Annotated in this window: 17 protein-coding genes; 8 read left to right on the forward strand and 9 right to left on the reverse strand. The window is 40.2% G+C overall.

Annotation, left to right across the window (positions count from 1 at the left end; translation table 11 throughout):
* Window positions 1-87 precede the first annotated feature (87 nt).
* The gene (locus ADS77_RS09810; RefSeq protein ID WP_054454156.1) at window positions 88-3,273 is read left to right on the forward strand and encodes an amidohydrolase family protein; all 3,186 of its coding nucleotides are present in this window, start codon (window positions 88-90) and stop codon (window positions 3,271-3,273) included.
* 84 nt (window positions 3,274-3,357) lie between these two features.
* Here ADS77_RS09810 and ADS77_RS09815 read toward each other — a convergent pair whose 3' ends face one another.
* Window positions 3,358-3,975 carry a TetR/AcrR family transcriptional regulator gene (locus ADS77_RS09815; RefSeq protein WP_054454158.1) on the reverse strand — a complete coding sequence of 206 codons (618 nt, stop codon included), beginning with the start codon at window positions 3,973-3,975 and terminating at the stop codon, window positions 3,358-3,360.
* Window positions 3,976-4,075: 100 nt separating this feature from the next.
* Between ADS77_RS09815 and ADS77_RS09820 the strand changes: the two genes are divergently transcribed.
* Window positions 4,076-4,552 carry an HPP family protein gene (locus tag ADS77_RS09820; protein ID WP_054454160.1) on the forward strand — a complete coding sequence of 159 codons (477 nt, stop codon included), beginning with the start codon at window positions 4,076-4,078 and terminating at the stop codon, window positions 4,550-4,552.
* Between the two features lie 30 nt (window positions 4,553-4,582).
* On the opposite strand, the gene ADS77_RS09825 is transcribed toward ADS77_RS09820, so the two are convergent.
* A complete protein-coding gene (locus ADS77_RS09825; protein WP_054454163.1) occupies window positions 4,583-4,945 on the reverse strand; it encodes a hypothetical protein in 363 nt (120 codons plus the stop codon).
* Window positions 4,946-5,094: 149 nt separating this feature from the next.
* On the opposite strand from ADS77_RS09825, the gene ADS77_RS09830 reads away from it, so the two are divergent.
* Complete coding sequence (locus ADS77_RS09830; protein WP_054454164.1) at window positions 5,095-5,847, forward strand: Nif3-like dinuclear metal center hexameric protein; 753 nt, start codon at window positions 5,095-5,097, stop codon at window positions 5,845-5,847.
* Between the two features lie 28 nt (window positions 5,848-5,875).
* Here ADS77_RS09830 and ADS77_RS09835 read toward each other — a convergent pair whose 3' ends face one another.
* Window positions 5,876-6,640 (reverse strand): YdcF family protein, encoded by a 765-nt coding sequence (locus tag ADS77_RS09835; protein ID WP_054454166.1) that lies wholly within the window; start codon window positions 6,638-6,640, stop codon window positions 5,876-5,878.
* A 52-nt stretch (window positions 6,641-6,692) separates the two neighbouring features.
* Window positions 6,693-7,580 (reverse strand): LysR family transcriptional regulator, encoded by an 888-nt coding sequence (locus tag ADS77_RS09840; protein ID WP_054205483.1) that lies wholly within the window; start codon window positions 7,578-7,580, stop codon window positions 6,693-6,695.
* A gap of 290 nt (window positions 7,581-7,870) precedes the next feature.
* Here ADS77_RS09840 and metE point away from each other — a divergent pair, with 290 nt between their 5' ends.
* From metE to ADS77_RS09855, 3 genes are all read left to right on the forward strand, one after another.
* Entirely contained in the window at window positions 7,871-10,144 is a 2,274-nt protein-coding gene (metE, locus tag ADS77_RS09845) for a 5-methyltetrahydropteroyltriglutamate--homocysteine S-methyltransferase (protein ID WP_054454168.1), read from the forward strand.
* Window positions 10,145-10,353: 209 nt separating this feature from the next.
* Window positions 10,354-10,956, forward strand: coding sequence for a phospholipid-binding protein MlaC (locus ADS77_RS09850; RefSeq protein ID WP_054454170.1), 603 nt, complete (start codon window positions 10,354-10,356; stop codon window positions 10,954-10,956).
* A 238-nt stretch (window positions 10,957-11,194) separates the two neighbouring features.
* On the forward strand, window positions 11,195-12,532 hold the full coding sequence (locus tag ADS77_RS09855) for an ankyrin repeat domain-containing protein (RefSeq protein ID WP_054454173.1): 1,338 nt from the start codon (window positions 11,195-11,197) through the stop codon (window positions 12,530-12,532).
* Between the two features lie 424 nt (window positions 12,533-12,956).
* On the opposite strand, the gene ADS77_RS09860 is transcribed toward ADS77_RS09855, so the two are convergent.
* From ADS77_RS09860 to ADS77_RS09880, 5 genes are read right to left on the reverse strand one after another with little or no spacing between them, the layout of a single operon-like run.
* Window positions 12,957-13,424, reverse strand: coding sequence for a DUF2069 domain-containing protein (locus ADS77_RS09860; protein ID WP_054454175.1), 468 nt, complete (start codon window positions 13,422-13,424; stop codon window positions 12,957-12,959).
* Window positions 13,421-13,975 (reverse strand): NAD(P)H:quinone oxidoreductase, encoded by a 555-nt coding sequence (wrbA, locus tag ADS77_RS09865; protein WP_054205478.1) that lies wholly within the window; start codon window positions 13,973-13,975, stop codon window positions 13,421-13,423. Before wrbA ends, ADS77_RS09860 begins: the two co-directional genes overlap by 4 nt.
* Window positions 13,975-14,322 (reverse strand): arsenate reductase (glutaredoxin), encoded by a 348-nt coding sequence (gene arsC, locus ADS77_RS09870; RefSeq protein ID WP_054205477.1) that lies wholly within the window; start codon window positions 14,320-14,322, stop codon window positions 13,975-13,977. The genes wrbA and arsC overlap by 1 nt, the downstream gene beginning before the upstream one ends.
* 54 nt (window positions 14,323-14,376) lie before the next feature.
* Window positions 14,377-15,837: a M48 family metalloprotease gene (locus ADS77_RS09875; protein WP_054205476.1), complete on the reverse strand. Its 1,461-nt coding sequence runs from the start codon at window positions 15,835-15,837 to the stop codon at window positions 14,377-14,379.
* A 1-nt stretch (window position 15,838) separates the two neighbouring features.
* Window positions 15,839-16,504: a hypothetical protein gene (locus ADS77_RS09880; protein ID WP_054454177.1), complete on the reverse strand. Its 666-nt coding sequence runs from the start codon at window positions 16,502-16,504 to the stop codon at window positions 15,839-15,841.
* A gap of 157 nt (window positions 16,505-16,661) precedes the next feature.
* Here ADS77_RS09880 and ADS77_RS09885 point away from each other — a divergent pair, with 157 nt between their 5' ends.
* Window positions 16,662-16,880 (forward strand): hypothetical protein, encoded by a 219-nt coding sequence (locus tag ADS77_RS09885; RefSeq protein ID WP_054205474.1) that lies wholly within the window; start codon window positions 16,662-16,664, stop codon window positions 16,878-16,880.
* The gene (locus ADS77_RS09890) at window positions 16,873-17,955 is read left to right on the forward strand and encodes an AI-2E family transporter (RefSeq protein WP_054205473.1); all 1,083 of its coding nucleotides are present in this window, start codon (window positions 16,873-16,875) and stop codon (window positions 17,953-17,955) included. The genes ADS77_RS09885 and ADS77_RS09890 overlap by 8 nt, the downstream gene beginning before the upstream one ends.
* Window positions 17,956-17,982: the final 27 nt, after the last annotated feature.

Raw genomic sequence — 17,982 nt, forward strand, 5'->3', positions numbered from 1 at the left:
AAGGCGCTTTATCAGATATCGCTGGTAAGTTGCTATCGTTTTTGTTGCAATCAATATTAATAAACAACAAGAACAAGCGAGATAGCAATGAAAGCAATGCTCCATACAACAATGGCTGTAGCAATGTCATTGGCCCTTTATGGTCAAGCACAGGCCCAAGAAAGTACTGATGATAAAAAGTGGCAAGTTGATGCACCACAAGGGCAATTTGTCGATGCGACTATCAGTGTGTCACAAGGCACATGGATGAATATTGATGTGAGCCCAGATGGTAAAACCATTGTGTTTGATTTGCTCGGTGATATTTATACTATGGCGATGTCGGGCGGTAAGGCGACTCAATTAACAACTGATATTGCATGGCAAATGCAGCCACGCTTTAGCCCAGATGGTAAACATATTGCGTTTACCTCGGATCAAGGTGGCGGCGATAACATTTGGCTAATGGATTTAAACGGTGAAAACCAAACAGCAGTAACGAACGAAACTTTTCGTCTTCTTAATAGTCCTGCTTGGAGCCCTGATGGCGACTATTTAGTTGCACGTAAGCACTTTACGGCAAGTCGTTCATTAGGTGCGGGTGAAGTATGGCTTTATCACAAAGCAGGTGGTAAAGGTGTACAGTTAACTAAGCGTGCTGACGATCAAAAAGATTTAGGTGAGCCGATGTTTTCGCCTGATGGCCGTTACGTTTATTTCTCGCATGATTCGACTCCAGGTAAAACGTTTCATTATTCAAAAGACTCGGTTGCGGGTATCTACAAAATTAAACGTTATGATCGTCAAACAGGTGAGATCGAAACAATTATAAGTGGTATGGGCGGGGCGATTCGTCCAACACCGTCACCTGATGGTAAAAAACTTGCCTATATTAAGCGAGATGATTTTCAAACGAGCCTTTACATATATGATTTAACGTCGGGTCAGCACACAAAGTTGTACGATAAACTTGAGCGTGACATGCAAGAAACATGGGCTATCCATGGCGTTTATCCAACAATTGCTTGGACACCAGATAATGAAGAGCTGGTATTTTGGGCGGGTGGTACAATCCATAAGCTTGATGTGAAAGATGGCGATGTTGAGACGGTACCATTTGAAGTACAAACAAGTAAAAAAATTCAAAAAGCGGTGCGTTTTACACAAAATATTGATGCCGATGAATTTGATGTAAAAATGCTGCGCAATGTACAGGTATCTCCAGATGGCGAAACCGCTATTTTTGAAGCGCTTGGGCATATTTATAAACGTGATTTAGCGTCAGGTAAAATAAAGCGTTTAACGAAACAAGATGATCATTTTGAGTTATTTGCGCAGTTTTCTCGCGATGGTAAAAAAATAGTTTATGTAACATGGGACGATAATGAGCAGGGTGCTGTTCGTGTTGTATCTGCTCGCAGCGGGCGTGGCGATGACATAACCACTGAACCGGGCAAATATGTAGAGCCAACATTTAGCCCAGATGGCAAAACTGTTGTGTATAGAAAAGCATCGGGTGGCGGCATATTAAACCCTGATTGGTCGTTACACACAGGCATTTACGCGGTGAGCACAAAAGGCGGCAAAGCTGAGCTAATTACAAAAAGTGGCTACCAACCACAATTTGGTGCGCAAAACGACCGTGTATTCATTATGAGTCCATGGCCAAAGCCAACATTAAGTGTTGTTGAACTTGATTCTAAGAAAGTCAGTAAACTGTATGAATCTGAGCATGCAACTGAATTTAGAGTATCGCCTGATGGAAAATACCTTGCGTTTGCTGAGCGTTTTAAAGTATTTGTTACGCCGCTAGTTGAAAGCGGTAAAACCATTAATATAGGCCCTAAAGATAGTCAATTTCCGATTGAACAGCTCTCAGTACGTGCGGGTGAAAGCATCAGTTGGAGTGCAAATAGCAATAAACTATATTGGACACTCGGCCCTGAGCTTTACCACGCAAGCTTAGCTGGGTTGTTTGATATTAATAAAGCTGATGACGCTGATTTTAAAGTTAAAAGCGGCGATAACATCAGTTTTACTCGCAAAATAGCTGAGCCGAAAGGCATGATAGCCCTAACGGGTGCACGTATTATCACCATGAAAGGTGAGCAAGTTATCGAAAACGGTGTGTTGCTAACTGATGGTAAGCATATTAAAGCACTGGGCAGTGTAGCAGATGTGAGCATTCCAAAAGGTGCAAAAATCATTGATGTAACTGGTAAAACAATTATGCCAGGGCTTGTTGATGCGCATGCTCACGGCTCGCAAGCGAGTAATGAAATTATTCCAGAGCAAAACTGGAAGAACCTAGCTGGTTTATCATTAGGTGTAACAACCATTCATGATCCTTCTAATGATACCACTGAAATTTTTGCTGCAAGTGAAATGCAAAAATCAGGGGCTATTGTAGGCCCGCGTATTTTCTCTACCGGGACTATTTTATATGGCGCCAATATGCCAGGGTATACGTCGCATATTGATTCGTTAGATGATGCTAAATTTCATTTAGAGCGTTTAAAGAAAGTGGGGGCGTTTAGTGTTAAATCATATAACCAACCCCGTCGTGAGCAACGCCAGCAAGTGATAGAAGCTGGTCGAGAGCTGGAAATGATGGTTGTGCCAGAAGGCGGATCGTTATTACAACATAACTTAACCATGGTGGTTGATGGCCATACAGGTATTGAGCACTCACTTCCTGTTGCAAACATTTATGACGATATTAAGCAGCTTTGGTCACAAAGTGATGTAGGTTATACGCCTACTCTTGGTGTTGCGTATGGTGGTATTTGGGGTGAAAACTACTGGTACGATAAAACGGACGTATGGAATCATCCACGCTTAAGTAAATTCGTACCTAAAAATCAATTGTTACCGCGTTCAATGCGTCGAGTTAAAGCGCCCGATCATCACTACAATCACTTTAATAATGCCCGTGTAGCAAAAGAGCTACAAGATTTAGGTGTACTAGTTAATTTAGGTGCGCATGGGCAACGTGAAGGGTTGGCTGCACATTGGGAGATTTGGATGTTTGCCCAAGGTGGAATGACCCCACTGCAAGCAATTCGCGCCGCGACGCTTGATCCGGCCAAATACATAGGCCTTGATCAAAATATTGGTTCGTTAGAAGTAGGCAAATTAGCCGATTTAATGATCATCGACGGTAATCCGCTGACGAATATTCGTGATACAGATAAAGTTGATTACACCATGATCAACGGTCGTTTATTTGATGCGGCAACAATGAATGAAGTTGGTAAAAAAGAACGCGATAAACTTTACTTTGAAGATAAGTAATTATTAGCGTTATAGACTAATTAAAAGCGGCTAAATAGCCGCTTTATTTTTTTAACAACAAAGTAACGCCTTGATATTAAGTCCCTATGAAACGCTGAAGTCTGCATCTTGAAGCGGTTTGGGTATATAGCTTTGCACAAGTTGTCGTAGTAATAATGGGTCTTGCAATAGTTGGTTGCTAGAATGCATGACTCTTGCTTGGCAGATCATACCTTCTTTTAATGTCATTAATAATTGTGCTAACTGCTTGGCTTTTTCTGACTTGCTTTTAAGTTGTGTTGTTTGCGATAGCTTGTCGAACAGCAATTGTAAAACAGCTTTTTTGTGTGCACTGCAAAGTATTGCAATAGGGTGGTCGCTGTGTGGAAATTCAGCCGCAGTATTAATAAAAAAACAACCATTAAAGTCGCCAAGCTCTATGGCCTTATTATCTATCCAAATTGAGAGTGAACCAAACAGCGCTGATGCGATTTCAAAAGGAGTATCACAGTTTTTTAACCGATCGTTGAGCCAATGATTAAAGCGTTTATCCCTGGCTTCAAGGCAGGCGCAAATCAACTCATCTTTACTGACAAAGTGGTTATAAAGAGTTTTTTTTGCAACGCCAGACTCTTTTAGTATTTCATTAATACCTACCGCATGAATCCCTTTTTGATAGAAGGCTGTCAGTGCAGTATTAATAATATGGGTGCGCTTATCCATGATGGCTCCTTGTAAAAAAGTAAGCTTGACATGAGTAGACCGACTTGTCTATCATTTGCGTGTAGACAAGTCGGTCTACTTTTGGTTGGGAGTTATATTTATGAATGATGGATCGTATCAAGCTGTCATTGCAGGGGTGTTTTCAACGCTTACATTGTTGGTTTTAGCGTATTTAGAAAGTGTAAATAATTATGGGGTCTGGCTTATGGCACCTTTTGGCGCCACGGCAGTATTAGTTTTTGGAATACCAGATAGCCCTTTGGCAAAAGCTAAAAATGTGATTGCAGGCCATTTGATCACTGCTTTTATCGCGGTCGTGTTTGTCACTTATATAGGCTCAGATCCTATTAGTATTGCCATAGCGACGGGTCTTGCAATAACGGCGATGATGCTAACTAAAACAGTTCACCCAGCAGCAGGGGCCAACCCTATTTTAATTATAAGCAGCGGGCAAAGTTGGGACTTTTTAATTATGCCAGTATTGATTGGCACCGTATTTATTGTCGTGTGTGGCTATTTGAGTACGTGGTTGATAGTTAAAGTGACTCTTTATTGTGAGCACAAAAAAACCGCTTAAGAGCGGTTTTTTTGTTTGCTTAGCTGTAAATTACATAACACCGCGTGGAAGGCGGCAGTCATGTTCTTTTCTCGCTAAGTACACAATCCAAAACTCTTCAGCTGTGTAGCCATCTTCATTTTCTGTAGTAACAGTAAATGCTGCTTTTTTAACGGCTGGAACAGTCGTTTTTGTTTTGGTTTTTTTAGCAGGCGCTTTTTTTACTGTTTTTTCAGACGAACCGCCTGAAGTTAACTGCTCAGTTAATTCAGCAACTTCTGCAAGGCGCAAATTTTTGCCGCCATCGATGCTGTACCAACCAGGTTTGGTGGTGATTTCAGGTTTATTACCATTGGCTGCTTCATATGCTGCTTCAAAGGCATTTAACACTTCTGTTTTGTCTAGTTTGCTCATCAGAGACCCTATACGTTGTAAACACAGATTAAGAATACCTATTTATACCTATTTTTGGGCTACTTTTCAATTTTTTGCGATTTCCCTTCCATTTTGAATAGATAACCGCCAAAATTTGCACAAAATCTAACGTTTATGTGGAATATGAAATGCAACGTCGAGAATTTAACCAGTTATTAAATGCGATCTTAAAGCCTGACTCAATTAAGGATTTTTGCCCAAATGGGTTACAAGTTGAGGGGCGAGAACGGATTCAAAAAATAGTAACAGGTGTAACCGCCAGCCAAGCGTTGATTGATGCTGCAATTGCCCTAGGTGCAGATACTATTTTAGTGCACCATGGCTATTTTTGGAAAGGCGAAGCACAGCCTATCACGGGTATTAAAAAGCGCCGTATTGGTGCGTTACTGGATCATGATATTAATTTATTTGCATATCATTTGCCGTTAGATGTGCATCCTGAGATTGGCAATAACGCACAATTAGCTAAATTACTCGATTTAGAAATGACAGACGGCTTAGAGCCGATAGCAAATAGTGTTGCAGTAAAAGGGCGATTAAAAACGCCTATGACGGGTGAACAGTTCGCGCAAAAAATAGCTGAGGTACTCAATCGAGAACCCTTAGTGAGTTTAGTGCGTGATGAACCAATTGAAACCATAGGGTGGTGTACAGGTGGTGGGCAAGGTTATATTGACTTAGCTGCTAACCAAGGACTCGATGCTTATTTAACGGGTGAGGCATCAGAGCAAACAATTCACAGTTCACGAGAACAAAACATTGATTTTTTTGCCGCGGGTCATCATGCGACCGAACGCTATGGGATCCAAGCGCTCGGTGAGCTATTAGCACAACAACATGGATTTGACGTTACCTTTATTGATATAGATAACCCAGTTTGAAAATAAGTCAAATTCTGTTGATTGAAAACTACAGCGCCTCTGGATCAATCCAACGGCGCACTGCAATCCAACCACGGCCAATTACTTCGTGCCATTGACGTGTTACAGCTAAGAGTACATTTACATTAGGGACATACTGTTTATGGACAGGCCAAGCAGAGTAATCATAAAAGTCAGTCGCAGCGGGTATTACATCAACCCCTTGTGCGTTAAATAAATCTTTTGCACGGCGCATATGGCTCGATGATGTGACTAACGCAACTTTAAAATCCACAAGTGCAGGCGCTAAAAATTTAGCTTCGTCGGCGGTGTCCATGGCTGCTGGGTTTTGCTTTATACGGTTAGCTTTTACTCCAAGGCTAATCGCTGTTTGCTGCATTAAATGACTATTGGTGACTTTGCCGTAGCCCCCACCTGAAACAATAAGCTGTGCGTGTGGATAAAGATACGCAAGCCTTATGCCTTCTACTAAACGACTTTTTGCACAATTACCCAGCTGGCTATTCGCACTGAGGTTTGGGTTTGGTATTAGATCGCAGCCAAGTACCACTATCTTGTCTATTTTTGAATGATTTTTAGAATTAAATACATATTGAAGTTGCGTGGAAGGATCGACTATTTTTTGGCCCATAAACGGTGTGCTGATCAGCATTAGCGCGCAAGTAACGAGTAAGCCAGAAAATGCGGCGACTTTGTTGTTACGCAAAGCTATCAAAAAGCACAAAGCACATATTAGGCCGAACAAGGGCAGTGGCATGAGCATTGCGCCGAGGATTTTTTTAAGTTCAAACATCACAGTAGCATCAGTAAAAGAGTTTTACGTATGCTACTGGGTTCGCTTGATTTTATCGACCGTTATTTAACTTGCAGGTATTTAAAAAGTGGCGATAAACCGGGTTATCCCGCATATTCTTTTTCATTGCAAGGTACATGGGGCGAGTGAGCCCTAATGCGCCAAGGGGAATCGATTTGATTAAACCTTGGCTCTCATAAGGCGTTACTAGCCAATCTGGTAATGCCGCAACGCCCATACCCGCACTGACAAGTTGAAAAATAAGTAAGCCTTGCTCTACGTTTTTTAAGGTGCCGTCAAAACGTGCATTTTGAATAAAGTGCTTAAATATATCTTGGCGTTCGCGTGGAATTGGGTATGAAATAATGGTTTCGTTTTTCAAATCCAGTGCAGTAACGTACGCTTTTTTTGCCAGCTCATGATCGGGGGCAACAATCAGCTTAAGTTTAAAGTCAAATAAATGTGCGTATTCAAGTTTATCGGGTTCACGGATATCAGAGGTAAGCACTAGATCCAACTCGTCGCTTAATAGATCAGGGATTGCGTCGTAGCTAAAGCCACGTTCATAATCTACTTTAATATCAGGCCAAAAGTTATTAAATTCTTTAATCGTGGGTAATAGCCAATGAAAACAAGCATGGCATTCAACACTTAATCTTAACTGCGAAATCGGCTGGTTAAGGCTTTCCTTTAGTCGGCATTTTGTCGCTTCAACGCGGGGTAGTACTTCACTCGCTAGTTCAAGCAATAGCATACCTTGGGGTGTAAACCGCACAGGCTGAGTTTTACGTTCAAATAACTGGCAATCAAGCTTGTTTTCTAAATCTTTAATCTGATGAGATAAAGCTGATTGAGTTAAAAATAGTTCGCGGGCGGTATTCACCAAAGAGCCGGTTTCTTTTAAGGTCGCAATGGTCTTTAAATGTTTTACATCAATCATCTTTAATAATTCTCATGGTATAAGTGAGGTTAACTCAGATTGCAGACATAATACGCCTTTATTGAAGATGCTTCAACGTCTAGATGGCTAAATAATGTCATTTGTTTTACTTAACGTTTACAACTTCACTATAGCATCAAATTTGACAGCGTTGTCATTATATTTATTCTGATTTATAAAAATATTTATATGAAATTACCTCAAGTTAAATAGGAGGAAGCATCAATTGTGTAATGTAAGGGAGAGGTGTAAGTTTTTAGCCATCTAAATAGCTAAATGGAGTTTTTAACATGGCACAATTACATAACTTAGGTTTTCCTCGTATAGGCACAAAACGCGAGCTTAAATTTGCAGTCGAATCATATTGGGCAGGTAAAATCAGCCAAGCAGAGTTACTTGAGAAAGGTAAAACGATCCGCGCAAAAAACTGGGCGCTACAAGCCGATGCAGGCATTGAGTTATTACCAGTTGGCGACTTTGCTTGGTATGACCATGTGTTGTCAACCTCATTACTCATCGGCGCTGTACCTAAGCGGCATCAAAAAACAGACGGTAGCGTTGATCTTGATACGTTATTTCGCATCGGCCGTGGTCGAGCGCCAACCGGTTGTTCATGTGCAGCCAGTGAAATGACGAAATGGTTTAATACGAATTATCACTATATAGTGCCAGAGCTTAGCAGTGATCAGCAGTTTGAATTAGCCTGGACTGAGTTATTTGAGCAAGTTACCCATGCACACGCATTAGGCCATAATGCAAAAGTGGTGTTAGTTGGCCCTGTAACTTACCTTTACTTAGCAAAATGTGTGGGCAGAGAATTTGATAAATTAAGCCTACTTGAAAAACTGTTGCCAGTGTATCAACAAGTCCTAGTAAAGCTAGCGCGCCAAGGTGTTCAGTGGGTACAAATAGATGAACCTATTCTTGCTCTTGAGTTGTCTGATGATTACCGCCATGCATTAAAAGCAAGTTTTAACACACTTGCAGGTCAAGGTGTAAAGTTGTTACTGGCTAGTTATTTTGACTCTGTGAGTGCTTACTATGATGATATAGCTGCTTATCCAGTTGACGGTGTACATTTTGATTGTGTTGCAGCTAAAGTCGATTTTACACAGATTGATTCGTTATTGAGCGCTGATCAAGTTCTATCATTAGGTGTAGTTAATGGCCGTAATATTTGGCGTGCAGACCTCGATGCGGTATTTTCCACGATAAAAGACATTGCAACAAAGCGTGGCGATAATTTATGGCTTGCTCCGTCATGTTCTTTATTACACACGCCAGTTGATTTAGAGCAAGAAGAAAAGCTTGATGATGAGTTACGCTCCTGGCTTGCTTTCGCAAAACAAAAAGGCCAAGAGCTGTCATTGTTAAAAGCAGCACTTGAGATCAATGATAACCGTGATTTAGTTACTTACTCAGCGCCTGTAAAAGCACGTTTAACATCAACACGTGTCAATAATGCAGTAGTGCAGCAACGAGTAAGTGCGTTAACCGTAAAAGAGGGGAAGCGTGAGAATGTATTTGCTCAGCGAATTGAAAAACAACATGGAGCACTTAACTTACCATTATTACCGACAACCACGATAGGTTCATTCCCACAAACACAGGCTATCCGTAAAGCGCGTCGTGATTTTAAAGCCGGTGAATTATCTGCCACTGACTATCAAAATCAAATGGAAGCCGAAATCCGCTACGCAGTAGAAGAGCAAGAAGCGCTTGATTTAGATGTATTAGTACATGGTGAAGCTGAGCGTAATGACATGGTTGAATATTTTGGTGAACTGCTTGAAGGTTTTGCTTTTACCCAGTTTGGTTGGGTGCAAAGCTATGGCTCTCGCTGTGTGAAGCCGCCGGTTATCTGGGGAGATGTCTCACGCGAAAAAGCAATGACGGTTCAGTGGACTCAATACGCGCAGTCGCTTACCAGTAAAAAAATGAAAGGCATGCTAACAGGCCCTGTCACTATTTTGTTTTGGTCATTTATTCGTGATGATTTAGATAAACCAAGCATTGCAAATCAAATAGCACTTGCGCTGCGTGATGAAGTGGTGGATTTACAAAATGCGGGCATTGAGATAATTCAAATTGATGAACCTGCATTTCGTGAAGGTATGCCACTCAAAGCCACCCAATGGCAAGACTATTTAGAGTGGGCAGCGTATGCATTTAGAGTGTCAGCCAGTGGTGTGAAAAACGAAACACAAATTCATACGCACATGTGTTACGCGGAATTTAACGGTATTATTGCCGCTATTGCGGATATGGATGCCGATGTGATCACTATTGAAACATCACGCTCAAACATGGAGCTACTAGATGCATTTGAAAACTTTGATTACCCAAATGATATAGGCCCTGGTGTATACGATATTCACACACCAAACGTGCCAGATACTGCATGGATCAAAGCGTTAATCCACAAAGCCGCGCGTAAAATACCCGTTGAGCGTTTGTGGGTGAATCCAGATTGTGGTTTAAAAACACGTGGATGGGAAGAAACCCGCCAAGCACTTGATAACATGGTTAAAGCGACTAAAGAACTGCGTGAAGAACTAAAGTAAACGCTTAAAGTAAACCTCTTTACGCTGTTAAGCCCTAGGGCTTTTTGTTTAGTTTTATGTGTAGTTGTCGTTTCTATCTAACATTATGATAGTAAAGAATTTAATTTATTGGTGCCTGATTGGCATTAATTATGTTCACTATTGTGTCTTTTTATTCTCTTAGTGAGCAAGTAAATTAGCATATCAGAATTATTAAGGGTCTAATCAACATGAAATTACTTAGCCGCGGTTTGCTTTTACTGACTTTACTTTTTAGCGTTTCTTTGATGGCTCAGACGCAAACAGCAAAAGATCCACAGCAATTATTAGTCTCTATTGGGGATCAGTTATTTAGTGATATAGGTAAAGTTAATAGCCAAGGTAATGCGTCAAAGCATGAGATGTCAGCCATTGTAAGTAAGCATTTAATGCCGCATATAGATGTGAAGTTTGTTTCATACAAATTGTTAGGTAAGCATATTAAAGGCATAAAGCGGGCGCAAGCTACAGGGTTTATTAGTGCGGTTGAGCACTATTTGACAATGACATACGCCAGTGCACTGATGAAATATACCGGGCAAGAGATCAAATTTGAAAAAAATAATGATGTCACCAGCGGGGATTTTACAACAGTAAAAACACAAATTATAGATTCACAAGCCCCAACAATAGACCTGCACTTTAAACTTCGCCACGGTAAAGATGGTAGCTGGAAAGTATATGATATCGTTGCTGAAGGTATTTCCTTATTGAGTGCTAAACAAAAAGAAGTGATTCAACGTATTTCTGAAGTAGGGCTTGACCAAGTTACTCGCGAACTGAGTAGTAAATAAGCACTTTTATCCCGCCTCCAACCAGAAGCGATAAGTTACGAAAGTGACTTGTCGCTTTATATTAATACCATTATTATTCTTTTAAAATCACACTCTTTGCGCTAGCGTGTCGATCAAGGTGTGCTAGAATAAGCGTCTATAAATTATTATATTAAGCGCAGTGTCAGTTTGGTGTTGTTAAACTCGCGAACTGACCTTTATACCTGAGTAAGATAGACACTGGAGTTATGTTTTTTTAATGGAAAATGTACTTATTTGGCCTAAAGAATACCCGTTGTTAGTCAAAGGACTTATTGAGCAAAACGGTGCATTCATTTTGGATGCTTTAGAAGCATGGCCAGCCTGTCGCTCTAATGAAGAAGACGATGGCGTTTGTACCACTGTATTACCTCCCATCTATTATTTAACTTGGTTAACGCCACTTGAGCCATTTGAAGAGTGTTATTTTCAGCATATTTGTGAATATGACGATTCAGCACAGCATTATATTAACGCTGCAAAAAATCATTATTATGATAATGAATATACCCCAGAAAGCTTAGTGCTTATGCTTTGTCAGCGTCTTGAAAAGTATGCGAGTGTTGCCGGACAAGCTGCAATTAAAACGCCAATATCGTTGATTTCTCAACTTTTTTCTAAACGCTATTTTACGGTTATTGAGCATGCTTTATCATCAGCAAGCAAAGTGAGTGCGCAAGATGCGTTAGCTTTATGGAAAGAAGTTGATTTTCGTGAGCGTTTTAGCTGTTTTATTCCTGACTCAATTGATTCTGTTTCGCAGCTAAGTGAATTGGCGGCTAAAAAAGTCGCAGGTGGTAAAGACTATTTTACTTTGCTGACTCAAGTTTCACCGGATGTTGATTCGGTCATGCTATTAGAGCAGGCCTTACTTGCTCATTTGAGTTTTAAAACTGCAAAACAGACAATGGCGATGCGCTTTATTGAACAAGGTGCAACGGGGACGTTAGCTGATGAGAATGGAAAAACGGCTTTTATGTGGGCTGTTGAGAAAGGGTATGTAAATTTGGTTCAAACGCTCTTGGAGCAACAAGATAAAAAGCAGCAAGATAGTTTAGGTAATACGGCACTACATTATGCCGTGTTTGCTAAAAATGAGCCTCTGATGGTGCTATTACTTAAATCAGGTTATGATTTTAGGACTAAAAATATTGACGGGTTAAGTTGTTATCGACTTGCTGTTAGTATAAAAGCGACACAATTAGTAAAATGCTTGGAACGTGATTTTGGTATTAAAGAGTTATCGCCAGATGGTCAGTTTACGCGAATAAAGAAAGTCCACGGGCTACATGCGATAGTTACTTTATTATTACCATTTCAGTTGTTTTTCTTCTTTGATGATTCTTTGTCAGGTAAAAGTGAAATAACGCTAACATTGACGATGTTTTCATTAGTGTGTTTTTTCTTTGCGATGAGCTTAAAGCGGTGTGCATTATATCCACATATTAAACATCCTTGGGGATTGTTTGTATTAAGGTGTTTTTCATTATTTAGCTTAGTAGGGCAGCTAGGTTTAGCGAGTATTGTCGCGCTAGCAACGTTAAGCGGGCTCGTTTAGTTAGGGCGTGTTGACCTTTGTGGATTGAAATTTGTTCAATCTAGGGGCGATTTAATCGCGGCGCGAGGTTTGTAACCTAGCGGGCTCGATAACTGCTCCTGCGTTATTCTACTGGCTCACATCCATGTGAGAATAAGTAAAAACCGAGCAAAGCTTCCGCGTCCTGCTCACGTCCCTTACCTACATCCGTGTAGGCAACAAAGAGTCAATCGCCCCTAGGAAGAACCCTTTGGGCAGCGCATGTTTGGCATTTATACTGCGTTATCGCCTATTTATGGGGAACAACCACACGACATAGGCTCTGCCTTGCCTAAATACCAAATAGACTGCTGCAAAATCAATCACGAAAGGTCAACACGCCCTAGCTTCTAAAATTAAAAACGCGCCAAATGGCGCGTTTTTAATGAGAGTATTCGAAATATATTTACTGATTTTTTCGATCGTATTCTTGCTCAGCTTTTTCTTGTGCTAATTCATCTTTTAGCTTTCTAATTTTCAATCCTAGCTCTTGGCCTCTGTGGCGTGCGTAGTAAGTGCAGCCTACAAACATCATACTTGCAAACAGCAATTCTAATAATACCCATAGCAGTTGATCTTGAGCAATCCACAGTAACGTGAGGCCATGAATGAAATACAGCATGACAATGAAATTTGCCCATGCATAAGTGTAGGGTTTATCCTGGATAATGCCTTTGAGTGGTAATAGGAGCGGTAAAATATAAACAACAAAAATAAACCCGTTGCTATAGCCTTCTCGTGGTGCAATTAGAAATAACCAAATAGGCATTAATACTAATAAGCCAATATAGCCGATAATAGCAGTGCGTTGAAAGCGTACTGTAATCACTTTTTTAGGTATGGTTTGAGGACTTAAATCGCTTTGCGATGTCATTGTAATTTTCTCGTTATTTTGACTAAGCGTTGACCAACACTTTGACAAATTTTTATTTCATCTTTGCTCAATTGAGCGCTATTTTGAGCACCAGCAACATGAGTTGCTCCATAAGGAGTGCCACCGGTTTGAGTTGCAAGCAGTTCCGGTACTTCATAAGGCACGCCCATTAGCATCATACCATGATGCAACAAGGGTAATGATAAGTTGAGCAACGTTGCCTCATTGCCACCATGCATACTACTGGATGATGAAAATACACAGGCTGGTTTATCAATTAATTGCCCTTTTAACCACAATTCGCTGGTGGTTTCCCAAAAAGCTTTCGCTTGTGAGGCCATCATACCGAATCGAGTCGGGGTACCAAAAGCTAGACCATCGCACTTAATCAAATCATCTTTACTGATCACGATATCGTGCGGGTCTCTTACTTCAAATGTTCGCAATAATGCTGTACCACCTTGAGATTCAATGGACTCAGCAATTTCATGAGCCATTGCTGCGACAGAGCCATGGCTTGAGTGGTACAAAACAACAATGGTTACACTCATTAAAGTATGCTTAGTACATGTTCTGGTGGACGACCAATCGCCGCTTTATCGTTATTGACGACAATAGGGCGCTCAATTAATTTTGGGTGCGCAACCATAGCAGCAATTAGAGTATCTTCATTTAGCTCATCTTTAAGGTTAAGTTCTTTATAAATATCTTCTTTGGTGCGCATTAGTTCACGTACAGAAGAAAAACCTAACTGTTTAATCAAAATGCAGATCTGCTCTTGGCTTAATGGAGTTTTAAGGTATTCAATAATATCTGGTTGAATCGATTTTTGTTCAAGTAGAGCAAGTGTTTCACGCGATTTTGAACAACGCGGATTATGAAAAATAGTAACAGGCATAGTAACAATCCAATGAGATAAAGTAGGGCTATTTTAAGGTAAGCGGCGCGAGACTTAAAGCCTCGCGAGTTCTTTTTGCATTTGTCGGTATTGCGTAAGTAATGCTTTGAGACGCTGCTGCTTATTTAATTCTTCAGGTTTTACAAAATTTAATGCTTTTTGGACTTCGTCAGCAGCTTTCAAATAAGCACCATATTGAACATATACGTCGGCATTTGCTTCATGGTAAGCGGCTAAATTGTCTTGTTTTTTAAATGTGTCAGTGATTAATTGCTTACCTAAGTTATGATTTGGTTTTTCTAATAAAAATGACTTTAATATTCGTTCGGCAACATCATATTGCTTAGCTTCTATTGCGGCATTGGCATAATTTAGTGTGATTACTTGGTTATTAGGACGATTTTGATGCAGCGGTGCTAAATATTTAACGGCATCAGCCGCTTTTTCTTGTGCAATAAGTAAGTCAGTATACGTATCAATGTAAAATAAATTCTTTGGATCGCTGGCTAGTAACTCATTTAAAATTGGTGCAGCTTCAGCAAGCTTTTTTTGATCGAGCAAACTAATACCTAAACCATAATTAAGTGCGGCAGTATTATAAAAACTGTTTTCACGAAGCAGTTTTCTAAATAAGTTTTCAGCTGCAACAGGTTCATATTGATAGCGGGCAATAGCGCGGCTTTTTGCAAGGTTGAAGTTTAAGCTATCAGGTAATTGACGTTTATCAAATTGTTGGGCTCGTAGGCGTACATCAGACACGCGACTTTCAGGTAAGGGGTGTGTAAGTAAAAAGGCTGGGGGTTTATATTTGTAACGAATTTGTGCTGCGAGCTTAGTTAAAAACTCACTTGAGGCGTAAGGGTCAAATCCCGCATTATTTAGCGTTTGCATACCAATACGATCGGCTTCTTGCTCGGCTGAGCGGCTATGAGTCAATTGGCTGAAGGCCGCTTGTGTTTGATTGGCTGAAATAATCGCTAGGCCAGCATCAGGAGACACGACAGTTGCAAGAATACCAGCGATCATCCCCGCTATTGTTAGGGCACTATTATCTTGTTGTTGCTGGATCCGACGTGCTAGATGGCGTTGGGTTACGTGGGCTATTTCGTGGCCAAGTACAGATGCAAACTGACTTTCGTTATCTGATTGTGCTATTAAACCTGTATGTACCCCGACATGACCACCATAAAAAGCAAAGGCATTTATTTCGGGGTTATTTATCCAAAAAAATGAAAATGGAAAACGTACATCACTGGCACTGGCAACTAATTTACGGCCAATTGTTGTTAAGTATTCATCTAAAACGGGATCACTTACTACCGGTGATGAACCACGAATTTGCATCATCATTACTGCACCGATTGCTTGTTCTTTTTCAAGCGGTAAAGCTTGCAGCGCTGATGTGCCAAGATCAGGAAGTTTAAAGCTGGTTTGCGCCTTTAATGGTTCACTGATCAGGATACTAAACGTTAAAAAGGCACTGAATAGTGTAATAAAGACTGATTTTAGCTGCATTTTATTCCTTGTTAAGATTTTCACCGAGCATGAGTTTAGCAATATCAATTTCATCACTGCATGCGCGACTGTCTTTTTCGCATAATTGGTATAACTCTTTTATTGTGACTCCATCAAGCTTTACTACGTTCAATTCTCGTTGTAAAAAATTAATAATTTTATGGACTACCTTATGCGCATGAAGGATGACGGCTTTATCGGCTTTGTCACCACGCTCAAAATAAAAACCAATAAATTTATGTAACTGGTTAATGCGGATCAGGTTTTTCATTGAATGGGGATCCCATACATTAAATTCCATAAAACGATTGTCTTTGACATATTGAACAATGGTCACATCTTTAGCATAGGGTAATGCCCATAATTCAAAACCACGATCTGTGAATACTTGATGTAATGCAATTCGAGGTTTTTTGTCGCAGTGAATTTCGCCAACAGAGTCCTCATGGCCATCGAGTAAATCGATATTCCAATTACGTTTATCAATTAACCTTTTCACCGCATTGTCAAAGCCGTGTTCAAGAATACCTTCCGCCTCACTCACCGAGGATGCCACAAGATGATAAAAAGGGGGAAGCTCTCCCCAGTTTATTTGTTTTTTATACCAGTTAATCTCTTTGAGAGTTGGATTACTGGGTAGTTGCGCTTTATTATGCGTGCCAGGCATTAACCTATCCTTACTACAAACTATGCTATAAGGATAAACCATTGTGATGTTTGTTTTAAGGAAAAGTTACTTTTGTTATTGTCAGCTATGGTATAAGGCGTGTGGTTACTTAAGTTATGGGACTAATTGTTTATTTCAGCAGGTATAATTATTCACTATGTTAAAGCAGGATTTACGTGTATTTAAATGCCCGCAGCAATTTATTCAGTTTAAATTAGGGTTACGGCAGGCATTATTAGCTCAGCAAACTATTGAATTTAGAATATTGGAACAACAACCGATTCAAGATATTGAACGGTTTTTACAGAAAAATAATTATCAATATAAATTAGAACAACAGCATGGGTTGTTAATCGTGGAGCCAAATTGTGTTTGAATATGTAAAAACGTGGTACGAAAGGAAGTTCTCAGATCCACACTCTGTTACCTTGCTATTTTTATTAATCGCTTTAATGGCGATGTTTTATTTTTTTGGCGCATTTATTGTTCCGGTGTTAGTGGCATTGGTAATTGCCTATTTACTTGATTGGCCAGCTGCACATTTAGAACGACTTGGCTTACGTCGCTTTACGGCCACGGTTATTGTAATGCTCATATTTACGGGCCTTATGCTAACTCTGATCATTGGTATTGGTCCTGTACTTTGGCAACAAACAAGTAACTTGGTACAAGAAACGCCGCATATGATTGAGCAAGGAAAGTCATTTTTGCTTCATTTACCACAGCAATACCCAAGTTTAATAAGCGAAGAACAGGTCAAATCAGTTGTAACAAGTGTTGAAGCAAAAGCAATCGATTTTGGGCAAGTGCTGCTCTCTTTTTCGCTGACGTCATTAAAAGATGTTGTTGCTTGGCTTATTTATTTAATTTTGGTGCCACTATTGGTCTTTTTTATGCTCAAAGATAAGCTTGAGCTAGTTAAAAGTGCAGAAAAATTAATCCCCAAACAGCGCCGTTTAATTTTGCAGGTTTGGCATGAAATGAACCAGCAAATCATGAATTATATTCGCGGTAAGGTATTTGAAATTCTTATAGTTGGTTCGGTATCGTTTGTTGCATTCACTATTTTTGATTTACGTTATGCAGCATTACTAGGTGTATTGGTGGGTTTTTCTGTGTTGATCCCGTTTGTGGGAGCTGCACTTGTGACTATTCCTGTCGCTGCTGTTGCGTTATTTCAATTTGGTTTAGAAACCCACTTTTGGACTATACTTATTGTGTACGGCATCATACAGGCACTTGATGGTAATGTTTTAGTGCCATTGTTGTTCTCTGAGGCTGTTGATTTAAATCCGGTGTTTATTATTGTAGCCGTATTATTTTTTGGTGGGTTATGGGGTTTTTGGGGCGTGTTTTTTGCTATTCCATTGGCATCGTTGGTAAAAGCGTTGCTCAATGCATGGTCAACTAAATATGAAGACCAAGAGAGCGAAAAAACTAATCAGCTTTAGTCTTAAATAGCATAGAAAACGCACTTG

It is taken from the genome of Pseudoalteromonas porphyrae (assembly GCF_001298125.1).
Taxonomy (GTDB): Bacteria; Pseudomonadota; Gammaproteobacteria; order Enterobacterales; family Alteromonadaceae; genus Pseudoalteromonas; species Pseudoalteromonas neustonica.

Coding starts and splice junctions, on each gene's coding strand:
- ADS77_RS09835 (WP_054454166.1), bottom strand. CDS start 6,640: ATGTTTGAACTTAAAAAAATCCTCGGCGCAATGCTCATGCCACTGCCC.
- ADS77_RS09880 (WP_054454177.1), bottom strand. CDS start 16,504: ATGCCTGGCACGCATAATAAAGCGCAACTACCCAGTAATCCAACTCTC.
- wrbA (WP_054205478.1), bottom strand. CDS start 13,975: ATGAGTGTAACCATTGTTGTTTTGTACCACTCAAGCCATGGCTCTGTC.
- ADS77_RS09850 (WP_054454170.1), top strand. CDS start 10,354: ATGAAATTACTTAGCCGCGGTTTGCTTTTACTGACTTTACTTTTTAGC.
- ADS77_RS09885 (WP_054205474.1), top strand. CDS start 16,662: ATGTTAAAGCAGGATTTACGTGTATTTAAATGCCCGCAGCAATTTATT.
- ADS77_RS09830 (WP_054454164.1), top strand. CDS start 5,095: ATGCAACGTCGAGAATTTAACCAGTTATTAAATGCGATCTTAAAGCCT.
- ADS77_RS09855 (WP_054454173.1), top strand. CDS start 11,195: ATGGAAAATGTACTTATTTGGCCTAAAGAATACCCGTTGTTAGTCAAA.
- ADS77_RS09825 (WP_054454163.1), bottom strand. CDS start 4,945: ATGAGCAAACTAGACAAAACAGAAGTGTTAAATGCCTTTGAAGCAGCA.
- ADS77_RS09860 (WP_054454175.1), bottom strand. CDS start 13,424: ATGACATCGCAAAGCGATTTAAGTCCTCAAACCATACCTAAAAAAGTG.
- ADS77_RS09840 (WP_054205483.1), bottom strand. CDS start 7,580: ATGATTGATGTAAAACATTTAAAGACCATTGCGACCTTAAAAGAAACC.
- metE (WP_054454168.1), top strand. CDS start 7,871: ATGGCACAATTACATAACTTAGGTTTTCCTCGTATAGGCACAAAACGC.
- ADS77_RS09875 (WP_054205476.1), bottom strand. CDS start 15,837: ATGCAGCTAAAATCAGTCTTTATTACACTATTCAGTGCCTTTTTAACG.
- ADS77_RS09810 (WP_054454156.1), top strand. CDS start 88: ATGAAAGCAATGCTCCATACAACAATGGCTGTAGCAATGTCATTGGCC.
- ADS77_RS09820 (WP_054454160.1), top strand. CDS start 4,076: ATGAATGATGGATCGTATCAAGCTGTCATTGCAGGGGTGTTTTCAACG.
- arsC (WP_054205477.1), bottom strand. CDS start 14,322: ATGCCTGTTACTATTTTTCATAATCCGCGTTGTTCAAAATCGCGTGAA.
- ADS77_RS09815 (WP_054454158.1), bottom strand. CDS start 3,975: ATGGATAAGCGCACCCATATTATTAATACTGCACTGACAGCCTTCTAT.